The 16,839-nt window shown below is 51.7% G+C and carries 12 protein-coding genes; 4 read left to right on the plus strand and 8 right to left on the minus strand.

Annotated features, from left to right (window positions below; genetic code table 11):
- From FDX03_RS04950 to atoS, 6 genes are all read right to left on the minus strand, one after another.
- Positions 1–743 (minus strand): acetyl-CoA C-acyltransferase (locus FDX03_RS04950; protein ID WP_137345689.1); only part of this gene is annotated, 743 nt, incomplete at its 3' end.
- A 30-nt stretch (positions 744–773) separates the two neighbouring features.
- Positions 774–2,096 (minus strand): TIGR00366 family protein, encoded by a 1,323-nt coding sequence (locus FDX03_RS04955; protein WP_048211107.1) that lies wholly within the window; start codon positions 2,094–2,096, stop codon positions 774–776.
- Positions 2,093–2,743 carry a 3-oxoacid CoA-transferase subunit B gene (locus tag FDX03_RS04960; RefSeq protein ID WP_137345550.1) on the minus strand — a complete coding sequence of 217 codons (651 nt, stop codon included), beginning with the start codon at positions 2,741–2,743 and terminating at the stop codon, positions 2,093–2,095. Before FDX03_RS04960 ends, FDX03_RS04955 begins: the two co-directional genes overlap by 4 nt.
- A 2-nt stretch (positions 2,744–2,745) precedes the next feature.
- Positions 2,746–3,405 (minus strand): acetate CoA-transferase subunit alpha, encoded by a 660-nt coding sequence (gene atoD / locus FDX03_RS04965; protein WP_061068199.1) that lies wholly within the window; start codon positions 3,403–3,405, stop codon positions 2,746–2,748.
- A gap of 196 nt (positions 3,406–3,601) precedes the next feature.
- Complete coding sequence (gene atoC, locus FDX03_RS04970; RefSeq protein WP_137345551.1) at positions 3,602–4,987, minus strand: acetoacetate metabolism transcriptional regulator AtoC; 1,386 nt, start codon at positions 4,985–4,987, stop codon at positions 3,602–3,604.
- Positions 4,984–6,822: a two-component system sensor histidine kinase AtoS gene (gene atoS, locus FDX03_RS04975; RefSeq protein ID WP_137345552.1), complete on the minus strand. Its 1,839-nt coding sequence runs from the start codon at positions 6,820–6,822 to the stop codon at positions 4,984–4,986. Before atoS ends, atoC begins: the two co-directional genes overlap by 4 nt.
- A gap of 168 nt (positions 6,823–6,990) precedes the next feature.
- Here atoS and rcsC point away from each other — a divergent pair, with 168 nt between their 5' ends.
- Positions 6,991–9,837, plus strand: a complete 2,847-nt coding sequence (rcsC, locus tag FDX03_RS04980) for a two-component system sensor histidine kinase RcsC (protein ID WP_061068198.1) — start codon at positions 6,991–6,993, stop codon at positions 9,835–9,837.
- Between the two features lie 112 nt (positions 9,838–9,949).
- On the opposite strand, the gene rcsB is transcribed toward rcsC, so the two are convergent.
- The gene (rcsB, locus tag FDX03_RS04985; RefSeq protein WP_003027592.1) at positions 9,950–10,600 is read right to left on the minus strand and encodes a response regulator transcription factor RcsB; all 651 of its coding nucleotides are present in this window, start codon (positions 10,598–10,600) and stop codon (positions 9,950–9,952) included.
- Positions 10,601–10,616: 16 nt separating this feature from the next.
- Positions 10,617–13,286, minus strand: coding sequence for a phosphotransferase RcsD (rcsD, locus tag FDX03_RS04990; RefSeq protein WP_137345553.1), 2,670 nt, complete (start codon positions 13,284–13,286; stop codon positions 10,617–10,619).
- A gap of 741 nt (positions 13,287–14,027) precedes the next feature.
- Between rcsD and FDX03_RS04995 the strand changes: the two genes are divergently transcribed.
- The 3 genes from FDX03_RS04995 to FDX03_RS23030 form a co-directional block, all read left to right on the plus strand.
- The gene (locus FDX03_RS04995) at positions 14,028–15,128 is read left to right on the plus strand and encodes a porin OmpC (RefSeq protein WP_005129375.1); all 1,101 of its coding nucleotides are present in this window, start codon (positions 14,028–14,030) and stop codon (positions 15,126–15,128) included.
- Between the two features lie 115 nt (positions 15,129–15,243).
- A complete protein-coding gene (apbE, locus tag FDX03_RS05005) occupies positions 15,244–16,299 on the plus strand; it encodes an FAD:protein FMN transferase ApbE (protein ID WP_061068197.1) in 1,056 nt (351 codons plus the stop codon).
- A 79-nt stretch (positions 16,300–16,378) separates the two neighbouring features.
- On the plus strand, positions 16,379–16,839 hold a 461-nt coding region (locus FDX03_RS23030; RefSeq protein WP_249356990.1), incomplete at its 3' end, for an Ada metal-binding domain-containing protein.

A 16,839-nucleotide genomic window follows, 5' to 3' on the forward strand; every position in this document is an offset into this window, starting at 1 on the left:
GAGGCGTTGCCAGCGGTAACAGTACCTGCTTTGTCGAAGGCCGGACGCAATGCGGCAAGACCTTCCGCCGTGGAGTCTGCCTTGGGAAACTCATCGCGTTCAAAAATGAGGGTTTTCTTACGTGATTGCACGCTGACAGGGACGATTTCGGCCTGGAAAGCGCCGGACTCTATTGCGGCAATGGCTTTCTGCTGTGATAACAGTGCCAGTTCATCCTGCATTTCGCGGCTGATACCGTACTCTTTAGCGACGTTCTCGGCGGTAATCCCCATATGATAGCCATGTTCGGCGCAGATCAGCCCATCGCGCAGAATGACGTCTGCCAATTGCCCGTCACCGAGGCGATACCCCCAACGGGCTTTCGCGTCTAACAGGTAGGGGGCCAGGCTCATGTTTTCCATCCCCCCCGCGACGATCGCCTGGGCTTGTCCTGCTTTGATTGCCTGGGCGGCAAGCGCCACGCTTTTCAGGCCGGATCCGCACACTTTGTTGACGGTGAAGCCGCAAACGGTGTCGGAAAGACCGCTTCTTAGCAATGCCTGACGCGCCGGATTCTGTCCCAGGCCGGCCTGCAGTACGTTACCCATAATCACTTCTTCAACCTGCTGCGGATCAAGATGAGCGCGCTCGATTGCCGCTTTTATCACGGTTGATCCCAACTCGATAGCACTGGTGGTCGCCAGTGCGCCATTAAAGCTACCGATTGCGGTACGTGCCGCGCTGACAATGACACAGTTTTTCATTTTTCTGTTCCTTTATGTAAGTAATGGCTGTCAGAACAAGGTCAATCCAATGACAAAAATGACGCCTGAGAAGAGCAGGGCGGTGATGCAGTACCCCATGATGTCGCGCACCCCCAATCCGGCGATAGCCAATGCAGGTAGCGCCCAGAACGGCTGCGCCATGTTCATCCACTGCTCGCCATAGGCGATAGCCATCACTGACTTACCAAGATCGGCACCAAGCGCCTGAGCGGCGGGCATGACGAACGGTCCCTGAATAACCCAATGGCCGCCGCCGGATGGCACAGCAAAGTTAATCAGTGCTGAACTGAAGAAGGTCATCAGCGGGAAGGTGTCTTTGTTGGCGACGTTGATGAAGAACTCGGTAATCAATCCGCCGAGACCAGAGTGCTCCATCATCAATTGAATACCGGCGTAGAAGGGGAACTGCACCAGGATGCCGGCGGTGCTACGTGCGGCAGCGCTAACGGCACGCATATAGGCCATCGGCGTTTTATGCAGCAGCAGACCGGCAATCATAAACATCAGATTGACGGTGTTGATGGTGATGTTGAAGCCTTTCTCGGTGAAATAGAGGGCCAGATAAGCAATCCCTAATGCCCCGATGATCAGGGCCAGAATGCGGCTCTCTTCCAGTTTTTCCGATGGTGGAGCGTCGGGTGGCAGTTTTTTCTGGAAATCAGCTTCTTCCAGTAACAGCTTCGGATCGATGCTTACCACATCGGAAGGTTTTGGCGTCATCATGCGTGTGATGAACGGCATTACGACGATCAGTGCCACGGTGATGAAGATGTTGAAACCGGTAAATAGCGTGTCTGCGACCGGAATTAACCCTGCGACGTGCTCAACCGGGTTGCCTGGCGTTGCCGCCAGCAATGGCATTGAACCGGAGAAGCCACCCCCCCAGGTGAGAAAACCGATGTAGGCACAAGCAATCAGCAGGGGATAGTCGGAGCCGGGTACCCGGCGTGCGACTTCACGGGCAAACATCGCCCCCACTACCAGACCAAAACCCCAGTTGATGACGCAGGCGACTGAACCGAAAAACGTCACCAGCATGACACCCTGAGCGGGGGTTTTGGCGGCAGACGCCGCCGTTCGCAGCAGACTTTTCACCGGTCCTGAACTGGCTAGCGCATGGCCTGTGACGATGATCAGCGCCATCTGCATACCAAACGCCAGCAGGTTCCAGAAACCATCACCCCAGAATCTCACCATGCTGACTGGCGTTTGTGGCGTCAGCCACAGCGCGATGCCGAAGGTCAACAGCGTTAGCAGCATGGCGAAAATTAGCGGATCAGGCAGCCAGCGGCTGACCACGCGCGTCATAAAACGAGCAATGCGGCCGATCATGCATCACCTCGCAGGATAATCAGCTCGGCGGCGACATCAAACTGCGCTTCGGTTTTTTCACGCAGCGTGGCGATATCGCATCCTTCCGCGATTTCCGTAAGCCACATTTTGCCGTCAATGAAGCGGAAAACGGCGAGTTCGGTGACCAGCATATGCACCGCATGTTGTGCCGTCAGCGGCATGGTGCAATGTCGGAGGATCTTCGCTGAGCCGTCTTTTGCGCAATGCTCCATCGCGATAATCACTTTGCGCGCACCGGTCACCAGATCCATTGCGCCACCCATGCCGGGAACCATTTTGCCGGGAACGACCCAGTTAGCGAGGTTGGCCTGCTCATCGACCTGTAACCCACCGAGCACGCAGGCATCGACATGGCCCCCACGAATTAACGCAAACGACATGGCGCTATCAAACATCGCCGCGCCCGGCAAAATACCGCACGGTTGGCCACCCGCGTTCACCAGATCAGGATGTGCAGTGGTGACAGGGCCCAGTCCCAGAAAACCGTTCTCAGATTGCAGCGTAATGTGAATATCCGCGGGCAAATAGTTGGCTACCATCGTCGGCAGGCCGATACCTAAGTTAACGATATCGCCATCGCGAAGCTCTTGCGCCACACGGCGCGCAATACGTTGTTTAGCATCCATGATTAGCTCTCCTGTGGAATGACGATATGGTCGATAACGGCACCAGGGGTGACGATCTGGTCTGGCTGGAGTTCACCGATCTCGACCATTTCATCCGGTTCAACCAGTGTGATGTCGGCGGCAAGGGCAATCAGTGGGTTAAAATTACGGGCGCTAAGTTGATAGGTCAGGTTGCCAAGCGTGTCTGCGCGGTGTGCGCGGATCAGTGCCAGATCGGCACGTAATGGACGTTCGAGCAACCAGACTCTGCCATCGAGCGTCATGGTCTGCTTGCCATCTTCTACTACGGTGCCGACACCGGTTGGCGTCAGAAAACCGCCAAGGCCTGCGCCACCGCAGCGAATTTGCTCAATCAGAGTGCCTTGCGGCACCAGTTGTACGTCCATTTCGCCGGCAATCATGCGGCGACCGGTTTCAGGGTTGGTGCCAATGTGCGAGGCAATCACTTTGCTCACGCGACCGTTGACGATTAAGGGGCCGATACCGGTATCGACAAATGCGGTATCGTTGGCAATTAACGTCAAATCTCTGACGCCAGATTCAAGTAAGGCTTCGACAAGGCGAGGTGGCGTGCCAACCCCCATAAAACCGCCGACCATGATGGTCATGCCGTCACGAAAGAGGCTCGCTGCGTCTTGTAAAGTAATCAGTTTTGTTTTCATTATGTTTCCCTTTTGCATACTCCATTTTGGGTACGCTCAGGGAATTGCAAGCCGGGTGCCAGAATGATAAATGGTAAAATTATTTTTTAATTATTTGAATTTTATGGTTTATTTTTTATTGTCTGGCGAGAGGAAGGTGGAGTTGCTATGCAGAGTTTTGCGCAGTGTGCAAAATTCTGCATAGCAAATTTAGGTATCAGGAGCCTGACGGATCAATGCCATACTCTTGCAATTTGTACATCAGAGCGCGCCGACTGATCCCCAGCATTAGCGCGGTGCGGGTGCGGTTGCCATCCTGATTGTCCAGCACCTCAAGGATGATGCGTTTTTCCTCACGCTTAATTTCTTCCTTCAGATTGCGTTCTCCGGTCTGAACTGCTTTTACTTCTGTTACGGTACTGACAGGTGATCGGAACTGCGCAGGCAGGTCTTCGGCAAAAATCACCGCGCCGGTATTCATGACCACTGCACGTTCGATGACGTTAGACAGTTCACGAATGTTTCCTGGCCATGGCCAGGCTGTAAGCATGGACATCGCCGTTGGATCGATCTCAATGATATCCCGCTGATTTTCTGAGCTAAATTTTTGTAAAAAGTGATTCGCTAACAGAGCGATGTCTTCGCGGCGTTCGCGTAACGGGGGAAGGGTCAGATGAATCACGTTGAGCCGGTAAAACAGGTCTTCACGGAACGTTCCTTCCTTCACCATTGTTTGCAGGCAGCGATTGGTGGCAGCAACAATACGGATATCGACGCGAATAGTTTGGTGTCCGCCGATGCGCTCGAACTCTCTTTCTTGCAAAATACGCAGCAGTTTGGCCTGCAGAACCAGCGGCATTTCACCAATCTCGTCGAGCAGAAGCGTTCCCTGATGCGCACGTTCGAACAGTCCCTGGCGTAGAGTTTGCGCACCGGTAAATGCCCCCTTTTCGTGACCAAACAGTTCGCTTTCCAGTAATGATTCCGGTAAGGCCGCACAGTTGATTTTGATAAAGGGACCGTTGGCGCGTCTGCTGTTGTAGTGGATGGCGCGGGCAATCAGCTCTTTTCCTGTGCCACTTTCACCGCTAATCAGTACGTTCGCCTGTGAGAGGGCGATTTTTGCCGTGTCTTTACAAATATCCATCATCACCGGGCTGTTAGTCAGGATATGCCCCCATTGCCAGCTGGTGCTTAGCGCCTGATGTAGATTGCGGATCTCCTGCTTCATTGCCTGAAGCTGTAGTGCGCGCTGAATGACCAGATTGAGCTCATCCAAATCAAAGGGTTTAATCACATAGTCAAACGCGCCGCTACGGAGAGCCTCCACTGCGGTCTCCACTTCGGCGTAGGCCGTCATCAGAATAACGGGGATCCGCGGCTGCTGGGCGCGCATGTCTTTCAAAGCATCAATACCGTCCATCTCTGGCATGCGGATGTCCATCAGTACCACGTCAGGATGCGTATCAGCAAACAGAGTCAGCGCGGCTTTTCCATCGCTGGCGCAGTGCGTCTCATGCCCTTGCAGGGAAAACGCAGTGGCAAGCATACGGCGAACATTTTCTTCGTCATCAACGATGAGAATACGGTAGGTCGTTTTCATTCTGACGGATTTCCCTGCGGGTTAAGAGGTAAAATCAGGGTGAAGGTTGCGCCGCAGCCCGGCATACTTGTCACGTGGATATCCCCCTGATGCGCGTTGATAATGCGCTGGCTTAGCGCCAGTCCAAGACCCGTACCTGATGCTTTGGTCGTAAAGAAGGGGTCGAATATTTTCTTCTGAATGGCAATATCGATACCGTTGCCATTATCTTCAATCATCACCGCCTGCTGTGAGGCCGAGTATTGCCAGGTGCGGATTCGAATTTCGCCCCGTGCGGCTATCGCCTGCACCGCATTGATTAAAATATTGAGGATCACCTGCTTGAGGAGTTCGCGATCGGCGACGATGGCTGGCAGGCTGGTATCTAATTCCGTGGTAAACGTGATTCGAGCCTGTAGGCCCGCGGTTTGCACGAGGATCAGCGTTTCTTCAATCAACGCATTGAGCTGTACCTGCTGCCACTGGCTTTGTCGCGGGCGTGAGAAATCCAACAGTTGTTGGATGACTTTATTGATTGAGTCAATTTCGTTCAGCACAACGGATAAATATTCCTGATGTTCTGGTAAAGATGTTTGTTGGCGGATGATCTGTACATAGCCACGGATTGCCGTCAGCGGGTTACGTACCTCATGCGCCACTCCAGCCATCAACTCGCCGAGCGTCGCGAGCCTTTCCGTTTGTGCCAGCCGGCGCTGTGTCTCTTTGCGGGCCGTTAAATCAGAGAAGATCACCAGAGCTCCGATTAGTTCGCCATGCGCGTTATGGATCCTACTGGTGGTGACGCTTATTTCAATAGTGCGGTCGCGGCCAGGAAAACTCACCTCCTGGGCGACATGTTCGGTGCCGTGCTCCAGCGTATCCAGTACCGGGCTGGAGAACTGAGTATCGGCAAAGAGGGTTGCATAGGGTTGCCCGACCAGTTCATGCAACTGATAGCCAGTGATTTGCTCTGCCGCCGGATTCATGGTGGTGACATCACCCTGTCTGTCGATGGCAATGACGCCGTCTGCTGCGTTCTCAATTATCAGGTCGTTAAGGGTTTTGGTTTCCCGAAGCGTTTGTGCCAGCGCATTGACGCTGCGGCTGATTTGCCCCAGTTCGCCGGGCAGTTCAGGCAGGCGGGCTGGTGTTTTTTGCGCCAGCGTGGAGAGGCCGTCGGTGATAATATCGATATTCGCACTGAGACGGCGAGAGAAAAGCACAATCAACAGCAGGCTACTGATGAGTCCGGCAGCCAGTACGGCAATGATCCTGACGTCCATTTTCCAGGCTTGCTGGCGGATATCTTCCGTTAGTTCATTCGCCCAGATATAGCCAATGACTTCACCTTGCCGTTCGATGGGGATCATGGAGTTGAGGATGTCGCCACGAACCTGTCGTCCGGAAAAAACCACAGGTGCGTTGCTGCGCATCACTTCGCGACCGGGGTGATCCTCGGTGATGGTGATACCGACATTACTTTGGTACAACGCAGAGGGGGCGTAGGTGATGATTGCATCCAGTGCTTTGTTGTAATACCCCGCACCGATGCCAGGAAATGCCTGGGTGATCCGTTCGTTGATGGGCCCCAACTCAAGATTCAGCGCCCGAATGCGCGCTTCACGCGGTAAATCCGCGTAGTGGCTAAAGCGATCGCCCAGCGCGCCGTTAAGCAGAGTGAGCACCGATGACAGTTTTTTCTCTTTTTCAGATAAGACTGCTGACCGGCCTTCGGTTTCTACGATATAACCAATAGAAATCGTCGGCACAATGACCATCAGAATGGCCATCATGATCATTTGGTTGCGTAAACGTCGCGGGTATAAACGACGCGTCAGCCATCTCAGCTTGCGCATTCTCACATCCGTGCAGTGTTTTTTAGGCAAACGACGATTATCAGGGGTTAAGACAACGGTGTCAGAGCGGTGTATCATATTCCCGTAAAGAGAGGGCATTGCGACGTCGGACATTTACCGCTACCTTAACCACACTCTATTGATATCCTGAGGCGGAGCTTCGCCCCTTTGAAATACCTTGCTTCCGTTCATTCAACTCTAAAAGTCTCACGCTACCTGTTCAGAGCGCTGGCCTTACTGGTCTGGTGTCTGATTGCTTTTGCGTCGGTGTTCTACATTGTGAATGCGTTGCACCAGCGAGAGTCTGAGATCCGCCAGGAGTTTAATCTCAGCTCCGACCAGGCTCAACGCTACATTCAGCGTACTTCTGACGTGATAAAAGAGCTGAAATACATTGCTGAAAACCGATTAACGGCAGAAAACGGCGTGATGTCATTGCGGGCACGGGATGATAAAACCGTGGTGCCGAATTTTGAACCGCTGTTTGCCGATTCCGACTGTGCGGTGATGGGTAATGCCTGGCGTGGCTCGCTGGAGTCATTGGCGTGGTTTATGCGCTACTGGCGCGACAATTTCTCAGCGGCTTATGATTTGAACCGTGTGTTCCTGATCGGCAGCGATAACCTCTGCATGGCCAATTTCGGTCTGCGGGATATGCCTGTCGAACGTGACGAGGCGCTGAAAGCACTGCATGAGCGCATCATTAAGTATCGCAATGCGCCGCAGGAAGAAAACGGCAATAACCTGTTCTGGATAAGCCAGGGACCGCGTCCGGGCGTGGGGTATTTTTATGCGCTGACGCCGGTCTATCTTGCCAATCGTCTGCAGGCGTTGCTGGGTGTGGAACAGCCGATTCGTATGGAGAACTTCTTCACGCCGGGCAGTTTGCCGATGGGGGTGACAATCCTTGATGAAAATGGTCATGCGCTGATTTCACTCACCGGTCCTGAAGGCAATATTCAGTCTGAACCGCGCTGGATGCAGGAGCGCTCGTGGTTTGGCTACACGCCGGGTTTTCGCAATCTGGTGTTGAAGAAAAACCTGCCGCCATCATCGCTCAGTATTGTGTACTCCGTGCCGGTCGATCTGGTGCTGGAGCGGATACGCATGATGATCCTGAATGCGGTTCTGCTGAATGTGCTGGTAGGTGCGGCGTTGTTTATGCTGACGCGCATGTATGAGCGGCGTATTTTTATTCCAGCGGAAAGCGATGCCCAGCGCCTGGAAGAGCATGAACAGTTTAACCGTAAAATTGTGGCTTCTGCGCCGGTCGGTATTTGTATTCTGCGCACAATTGATGGCATTAACATTCTGAGCAACGAGCTGGCGCATACCTATCTCAACATGCTGACGCATGAAGACAGGCAACGGTTGACGCAAATTATCTGCGGCCAGCAGGTTAATTTCGTCGATGTGTTGACCAGCAATAATACCAATCTGCAAATCAGCTTTGTGCATTCACGTTATCGTAATGAGAACGTAGCCATATGCGTCCTGGTCGATGTGAGTGCGCGTGTGAAAATGGAAGAGTCGTTACAGGAGATGGCGCAGGCGGCGGAACAGGCCAGCCAGTCAAAATCAATGTTCCTTGCGACGGTGAGTCATGAACTACGCACGCCGCTGTATGGCATTATCGGCAACCTTGACCTGCTGCAAACGAAAGAACTGCCCAGCGGAGTGGATCGCCTGGTGACGGCGATGAATAACTCCTCCAGCCTGTTGTTGAAGATTATCAGCGATATTCTTGATTTCTCGAAAATTGAATCCGAACAGTTGAAGATTGAACCGCGCGAATTTTCACCGCGGGAAGTAATGAGCCATATTACGGCCAACTATCTGCCGCTGGTGGTACGCAAGCAACTGGGATTGTACTGTTTCATTGAGCCGGATGTGCCTGTGGCATTAAATGGCGATCCGATGCGCTTGCAGCAGGTCATTTCTAACCTGTTGAGTAATGCTATTAAATTCACCGATACCGGCTGTATTGTGCTGCATGTTCAGTGCAGCGGCGACTACCTCAGCATTCGTGTGCGTGATACTGGCGTGGGGATCCCGGCCAAAGAAGTCGTTCGTCTATTCGATCCCTTCTTCCAGGTGGGGACGGGCGTGCAGCGTAATTTCCAGGGGACCGGGTTAGGTCTGGCTATCTGTGAAAAACTGATCAGCATGATGGACGGGGATATTTCCGTTGATTCTGAACCGGGGATGGGGAGCCAGTTTACGCTGCGGATACCGCTGTATGGAGCCCAGTATCCACAGAATAAAAGTGTGGACGGTCTTGCCAGTACCCGCTGCTGGCTGGCGGTGCGAAACGCGTCACTCTATCACTTTATCGAATCCAGCCTCACGCGTACCGGGATGACGGTGCTGCGTTATGAGGGGCAGCAACCTGATGCAAATGATGTATTGATTGCTGATGATGTGCTGGATCAGGCGTGGCAGGGACGAGCCACGGTGATTTTCTGTCGTCGCCACATTGGTATTCCGCTGGAAAGAACGCCTGGCGAGTGGGTGCACAGCGTGGCATCACCGCACGAGTTGCCGGCGCTGCTGGCGCATATCTACAGCGTTGAACTGGGCAGTGAAGCGCTTTCCACCGCACTGCCAGCTCCGGACAAAGTGGGAGCCACAAACGATGACATGATGATTCTGGTGGTTGACGATCATCCGATTAACCGTCGTTTACTGGCCGATCAGTTAGGATCGTTGGGGTATCAGTGTAAAACCGCCAACGACGGTGTGGACGCGCTCAATGTGTTGAGTAAAAACCATATTGATATCGTGCTGAGCGACGTCAACATGCCGAATATGGATGGTTATCGCTTGACGCAGCGTATTCGCCAACTGGGGTTAACGCTGCCGGTGATTGGTGTGACGGCCAATGCTTTGGCGGAAGAGAAGCAGCGTTGTCTGGAGTCGGGAATGGACAGTTGCTTATCCAAGCCAGTGACGCTAGACGTGCTGAAGCAGACGCTAACGGTCTATGCGGATCGCGTAAGAAAAACGCGGGGATAAAAGAGGCAGGGTAGCGGTGTTTGCCTTATCCGGCCTACAGAACATACACAACACTGTATTGTTCGTAGGCCAGATAAACGCGGTGCCATCAGGCAGATGATATGAAACCGAATTACTCTTTGTCTGACGGGCTTAACGTCACGGATGACAGGTAATTCAGCAGGGCGATATCGTTTTCTACGCCGAGCTTCATCATTGCAGACTTTTTCTGGCTACTGATGGTTTTAATACTGCGATTGAGTTTTTTAGCGATTTCAGTCACCAGGAAGCCTTCGGCAAACAGGCGCAGAACTTCACTTTCTTTCGGTGACAGGCGTTTGTCGCCATAACCGCTGGCGCTGATTTTTTCCAGCAGGCGAGAGACGCTTTCCGGGGTGAATTTCTTACCTTTTTGCAGCGCCGCCAGCGCCTTCGGCAGGTCAGTTGGCGCACCTTGTTTCAGCACGATCCCTTCAATGTCGAGATCCAGTACCGCGCTCAGGATGGCCGGGTTGTTGTTCATGGTCAAAACGATGATCGACAGGCTCGGGAAATGGCGTTTGATATATTTAATTAACGTGATCCCATCACCATATTTATCTCCCGGCATTGAGAGATCGGTAATCAACACATGAGCATCTAATTTAGGCAAATTGTTGATCAGTGCAGTGGAGTCTTCAAATTCGCCGACAACGTTCACCCATTCGATTTGTTCAAGTGATTTACGAATACCGAACAGTACAATCGGATGGTCATCGGCAATAATTACGTTCATAGTGTTCATGTATTGGGCTACCTTGCTACAGCAAGCTCTTGACGTAAACGTCAATGTCGCTGATGTACTTTTCTATACCTGGAGCATCTTTCTCTTGAATAAGATGTTCCAGCGCTTCACATAACTGCTTGCCGGGTACCAGATTAAGCATGGCAAACACGCCTTTCAGGCGATGGGCCGTTTGGGCTAACGCAGCGAAATCGCTGGTTGCTGCCTCAGTATACAACCTCTTAACATCATCCGGTACTGTGTCTACAAAGAGTGCATAGTAACCACTGGCATGAAGTTCGGCGTTTTCATCACCGCCGAGGGGGAGTTCCTGGATCTCTTCTTGCGCCAGTTGTTCTTCTATTAGCTCCAGGACAGCTTCCTGCATAGCATTGCTCATATTAAAGTTGACGCGCAGCTGACCGGGGCCAATTTTTCGCACGCCAGACTCATCATCGCTTAAAAGCAAGCCCGAGGCAGTAAGATTAGACGGATTATCAGTGATAAAGAGATCATATTCTTGACTATTCAGTCGCTCATCGGGCGTGATGCAGGTTGCTCCCCAGTTTTCCAGCTGACGCAATACAATGCTGCGTACGTCATTCGAGGTGACGTCAACCATCACGCAGACGTCATCTAACAGCCGTTCTTCATTATCAGCATGTTGGTCATGCAGCGGCATCTTAACATGGACGATATAACGCGTTCCAAGTTCTTCCCGCGCTTTAATATTCAGATGTCCACCCAGTTTGCGCGCTAGCTGATCGCACAACCAGAACGTGAGTGGATTCGCTTTGCCATATCGATCGCTCTGCGTGTCATTGCTGAACGGAAAGTGCAGATTATCAATTTCATTCAGCGCGACGCCTTCCCCGGTATCCAGAATACGGAAGGTCAGACGCTCTGCCTCCGACTCATCCTGGTCGACGTCCAGCGTAATTTTGCCAATCTGCGTTGTGGTCACGGCATATTGGATGAGCAGCAGCAAAATACGACGCAGGGCATCGCGGTCGCCGCGGCGCTCATCATTGGCGCTCAGGTGATTTTTAATCAGCAGCTGTAACCCCTTACGCTTGATGGCGGGTAGTACTTCAGGCACTACGTCGTCAATTAACGCCTGCACGGAAAACAGCGTTGATTCACTTTTCCAGTCATCGCTTTCCAGAAGATTGGCCAACTGAATCTCATCGACCATACGTACCAGAACGTCTGCCTGGTTTGCCAGTTTGTGGCTGTCGGGCGTATTGAGTGCGGCAGCATTGATGGCCAGCGTTTTGGCGGGATCTTTCAGTGCTCGACCAATGTTTTGCATAAAGGCGGCGCGAGCCTGTTGGTTTTTCTCATACAGTCGCTGCGCTTGTTTCAGCTTTTTATTTACCAGCACTTCGCGGTCCTGGTCGCGAATGATAAAGATCTGCGTGCGGGCTGAGATCAGGCTGCGGAACAGCCTGATCTCATACAATTCATTATTGATTGTGGCCTGGATTACCCCCTGATGCTGCTCCGCCATGCTGGTGATATTTTGCAGATTTAAATGTGGCAGCAGGTGGTCGGCAATTTTATTGCTGATAACCGTGCGGTTGGATTCCTGGTCGTGTACCAATAACCCCAGCGGCAGCAGCGAAACAATTTCTTCATTGATTGCACGAAGCACCCGGAGTTCATTATTTGCGGCAAGGTTTGGCGCTACTTCGTTTGAGCGGGCAGGGAGGTGGCGGAAAGTGGTATAGCCAAACAGCGCCAGCGCCAGCAGAGCGATATTCAGTAACAGCGGCAGCAGAATGCTTTGCAGCGTATCAAGCAGTAATGAACCAAAGGGAACCTGCCAGACCAGTCGCATATCCGTTGAATTTAGCGCTGAAGAGATCTCAATCTTGCTATTGTTAAAGTTGATGCTGACGCTGTCAGGCGACTCTTTTTCACTGAGATGTTCAGCCGTAGACGTGGCATCGGGCTCCAGGTGAAAGCTGTCCAACTGCATGCCCGGGGGGATCAAATCATTAATCGGCAGGTCAAACGCGACCACGGTTGCCAGATGCCCTGGCTGATTAAAGGTTGTGCGTAACGTGAAGTAATGACCGTTTTGCCAGACCAGCCGGCGAAGGGACGAGAAGCTTTCACGCTCATCGAGCGCATTGGCCTGTTGTAACATCTCAGCGCGGCGCGAGTCGACAATGTTGCCAATTGTCGATTCTTTAAAGCCGGAGGTGAGATCTTTCAGCGGCAATGTTGAGATAAGAATCAGGCTATTGTCCTGACCATTCAGATAATACATGGACCATGGGACATTCTCCGCGCCCCACAGTGTATCCAGATAGGTTGAGATCCGCTGGGTCATTTCCAGCGTAGAACTGTCATGCGAGCCGAAAATCAGCGCTTCAGTCTTTCTACGGGGTTTTTCAAGATAGTAGACATCTTGCTTGAGTCGGGTTTCCTGTAACCCGTCGGCAGTCGATGAGTTGGTTGTCGCTGCAATATTGTCATAGATTTGCCAGGTCACGTATCGCCAGGTATCTACCCTTTTATGAATAGCGTGGGTGATATCGACAATCTGATAGCTCTTATCTTTAAGCCAGGTGTTGACCGCGCTCTGGACCATCACGCCCATCATCACCAACAGCACCACGATCAGTAATAAGAAGAAACGGGTAATACTTCCCGGAAGCAGGGAGAATCGGGTAGAAGCCGTTGTGTCAGACTGACTCATTCGTGTTTATGACCTGTTAAAACGACGCTAAAGATGAAGGGGCAGTATAAAGGGTAATGTATGAATTGCCATACTTACGCAACATCTGCGGAGCTGCGTTTTTTATTGCTGTGTATCGTTGCCAGGCAGGCAATGCAAACGTGTACAGCCGGTCACTATCAGTACAAATAAAGGTATGAAACCTACAGATTTAGCATTAAATAACAAGAAATTATTTGCCTGGTTTATATGCGATGGTGAACAGGTGAGATAGTTAATAGTCGTTATAGTTTTTCATCGGTAGCACAGAACCGCGATGTTTGTGTAAAGAAGGGTAAAAAAAAACCGAACGCAGAGCATTCGGTTGAAATAGGGGTAAACAGACATTCATGAATGAATGACGGTAATAAATAAAGTTAATGATGATAGCGAGTCTATTTTAGTTGCGAGTGAAGATTTTGTTTTATCATTCAGTGCTATGGTTGCGCTTTGTGTAATTTATTGATTTATATATATTTTGTAATGATTCTTGACTATTCGTGCTTATTCTCTCCATTTTCTTAATTAAAAAAAGTTCCCTTTTGTTAATGTTTTGAAACATCTACATAGATAAATGAAACATCTTTAAAGTATTAGTATCATATTCGTGTTGGATTATTCTGTGTTTTTGCGGAGAATGAAGTTGCCGACTGGTTAATGAGGGTTAGCCAGTGAGCAGTGGCATAAAAAAGCAATAAAGGCATATAACAGAGGGTTAATAACATGAAAGTTAAAGTACTGTCCCTCCTGGTACCGGCTCTGCTGGTAGCAGGCGCAGCAAATGCGGCTGAAATTTACAACAAAGACGGCAACAAATTAGATCTGTACGGTAAAGTCGACGGTTTGCACTATTTCTCTGATGACTCTACTAAAGATGGTGATCAGACCTATATGCGTATCGGCTTCAAAGGTGAAACCCAGGTTAACGACCAACTGACCGGTTACGGCCAGTGGGAATACCAGATCATGGGTAACTCCTCTGAAAACGAAAACAACGCCTGGACGCGTGTCGCGTTTGCCGGTCTGAAATTCGCTGATGCAGGTTCTTTCGACTACGGTCGTAACTACGGCGTGGTTTATGACGTCACGTCCTGGACCGACGTTCTGCCGGAATTCGGCGGCGATACCTACGGTTCTGACAACTTCATGCAGCAGCGTGGTAACGGCTTTGCAACCTACCGTAACACCGATTTCTTCGGTCTGGTTGATGGTCTGAACTTTGCCCTGCAGTACCAGGGTAAAAACGGTAGTCCGGAAGGTGAAGGCATGACCGGCGTGACTGGCAACGGTCGTGACGCACTGAATCAGAACGGTGACGGCGTCGGCGGATCTATCACTTATGATATCGGCGAAGGCTTCTCCCTGGGTACCGCAGTCACCAGCTCCAAACGTACTGATGAGCAGAACAAGCTGAACTTCGGTACCGGCGATCGTGCTGAAACCTACACTGGCGGTCTGAAATACGACGCGAACAATGTGTACCTGGCAGCACAGTACACCCAGACCTACAACGCAACGCGTGCAGGTAAATTGGGCTGGGCTAACAAAGCACAGAACGTTGAAGCTGTTGCGCAGTACCAGTTCGACTTCGGTCTGCGTCCGTCCGTGGCTTACCTGCAGTCAAAAGGTAAAGATCTGGACAACGGCTACGGCGACCAGGATATCCTGAAATATGTTGATGTTGGCGCGACCTACTACTTCAACAAAAACATGTCTACCTATGTTGATTACAAAATCAACCTGCTGGATGACAACCAGTTCACCCGTAATGCAGGTATCTCTACCGATGATATCGTAGCACTGGGTCTGGTTTACCAGTTCTAATCTGTATCTATTTCTATCAAAGGCCCTACGGGGCCTTTTTTAATGCCGTTTTTCTGACGTACAAACACTCTTTTTTGGTGTACTCTTGCGCCCGTTTTCATAAGGGTAATCACGTATGGATATGATTTTTTGTCGTGCAGCGCTCCTGGCTGTAACACTCTTTTTTGTCGGGTGCGATGAGGCCCCGAAATCAACCCAGACCCCGTCCTCAACCGCGACAGTCCTGGAAGGCAAAACCATGGGCACTTTCTGGCGGGTCAGTGTGGTTGGCGTGGATGCCAAACGTGCCGGGGAGTTGCAGGTGAAGATCCAGACTCAGCTCGATGCTGATGATCAACTGCTTTCTACCTATAAGAATGATTCTGCGCTGATGCGTTTTAACCTGTCAAAAAGCTTGTCACCGTGGCCGGTGAATGATGCGCTGGCGGATATTGTGACATCGGCGTTACGTATTGGCGCAAAAACCGACGGCGCGATGGACATCACCGTCGGTCCGTTGGTCAACCTGTGGGGCTTTGGCCCGGATCGGCAACCGCTACATATTCCCACCCAAGGGCAAATTGACGCTGCAAAAGCGCAAACCGGACTTTCACATCTGAAGGTTGTTAATGAGGCGCACCAGAATTATCTGCAGAAAGATCTGCCGGCGCTGTACGTTGATCTCTCCACCGTGGGGGAAGGGTATGCGGCTGACCATCTGGCGCGATTGATGGAACAGGAAGGGATCGCCCGCTATCTGGTTTCTGTTGGCGGCGCGCTGAATAGCCGTGGAATGAATGCCGAGGGGCAACCGTGGCGTGTGGCAATACAGAAACCGACCGATCGTGAAAACGCGGTCCAGGCGATTGTCGATATCAATGGGCATGGTATCAGCACCTCCGGTAGCTATCGCAACTATTACGAACTGGATGGCAAGCGTCTTTCCCATGTCATCGATCCGCAAACCGGCCGTCCGATTGAACACAATCTGGTCTCTGTGACGGTGATTGCACCCACGGCGCTGGAGGCTGATGGTTGGGATACCGGGCTAATGGTGCTTGGCCCGCAAAAAGCCAAAGAGGTTGTGCGTCGCGAAGGGTTAGCGGTGTATATGATTGTTAAAGAAGGCGAAGGGTTTAGCACCTGGATGTCGCCGCAGTTTAAAAGCTTCCTGGTCAGCGAAAAAAATTAAAAAGCAAGATTGCGGGTTTTTATAACCCGCAATGCGGACACACTGAGGCTAAGCGCTATGCTTAACAAAGGAGTCCATCATGACAAATCTCTTACACATCACTGATGATGAACGCTGGCAGTCTGTGCTGGATCGTGACGCCAGGGCTGACGGTCAGTTTGTTTTTGCTGTTCAGACTACAGGCATTTTTTGTCGACCGTCCTGTCGGGCAAAACATGCGCTGCGCAAAAATGTCAGTTTCTTCGCGGATGCCGAGCAGGCACAGGCGGCAGGGTTTCGTCCCTGCAAACGCTGCCGGCCGGACAAAGATAGCGCGCAACAGCAGCGGCTGGACAAAATAGCCCACGCCTGTCAGTTGCTGGAGCAGGAGTCCCCCCTCACACTGGAGGCTCTTGCGCAGCATGTTGCGATGAGCCCGTTTCACCTGCATCGCCTGTTCAAAGCCACCACCGGGATGACCCCCAAAGCCTGGCAACAGTCGTGGCGTGCCCGTCGCCTGCGTGACGCGCTGGCAAAAGGCGCACCGGTCACGCAGGCGAT

Origin of the sequence: Citrobacter sp. wls827, assembly GCF_005280875.1 — a bacterium.
Classification (GTDB): Bacteria; Pseudomonadota; Gammaproteobacteria; order Enterobacterales; family Enterobacteriaceae; genus Citrobacter; species Citrobacter youngae.

What these genes read in the sequence shown, in the direction of transcription:
- FDX03_RS04955 (WP_048211107.1), bottom strand. Translation starts at nt 2,096, where the DNA reads ATGATCGGCCGCATTGCTCGTTTTATGACGCGCGTGGTCAGCCGCTGG.
- FDX03_RS04960 (WP_137345550.1), bottom strand. Translation starts at nt 2,743, where the DNA reads ATGGATGCTAAACAACGTATTGCGCGCCGTGTGGCGCAAGAGCTTCGC.
- atoD (WP_061068199.1), bottom strand. Translation starts at nt 3,405, where the DNA reads ATGAAAACAAAACTGATTACTTTACAAGACGCAGCGAGCCTCTTTCGT.
- atoC (WP_137345551.1), bottom strand. Translation starts at nt 4,987, where the DNA reads ATGAAAACGACCTACCGTATTCTCATCGTTGATGACGAAGAAAATGTT.
- atoS (WP_137345552.1), bottom strand. Translation starts at nt 6,822, where the DNA reads ATGCGCAAGCTGAGATGGCTGACGCGTCGTTTATACCCGCGACGTTTA.
- rcsB (WP_003027592.1), bottom strand. Translation starts at nt 10,600, where the DNA reads ATGAACACTATGAACGTAATTATTGCCGATGACCATCCGATTGTACTG.
- rcsD (WP_137345553.1), bottom strand. Translation starts at nt 13,286, where the DNA reads ATGAGTCAGTCTGACACAACGGCTTCTACCCGATTCTCCCTGCTTCCG.
- FDX03_RS04995 (WP_005129375.1), top strand. Translation starts at nt 14,028, where the DNA reads ATGAAAGTTAAAGTACTGTCCCTCCTGGTACCGGCTCTGCTGGTAGCA.
- apbE (WP_061068197.1), top strand. Translation starts at nt 15,244, where the DNA reads ATGGATATGATTTTTTGTCGTGCAGCGCTCCTGGCTGTAACACTCTTT.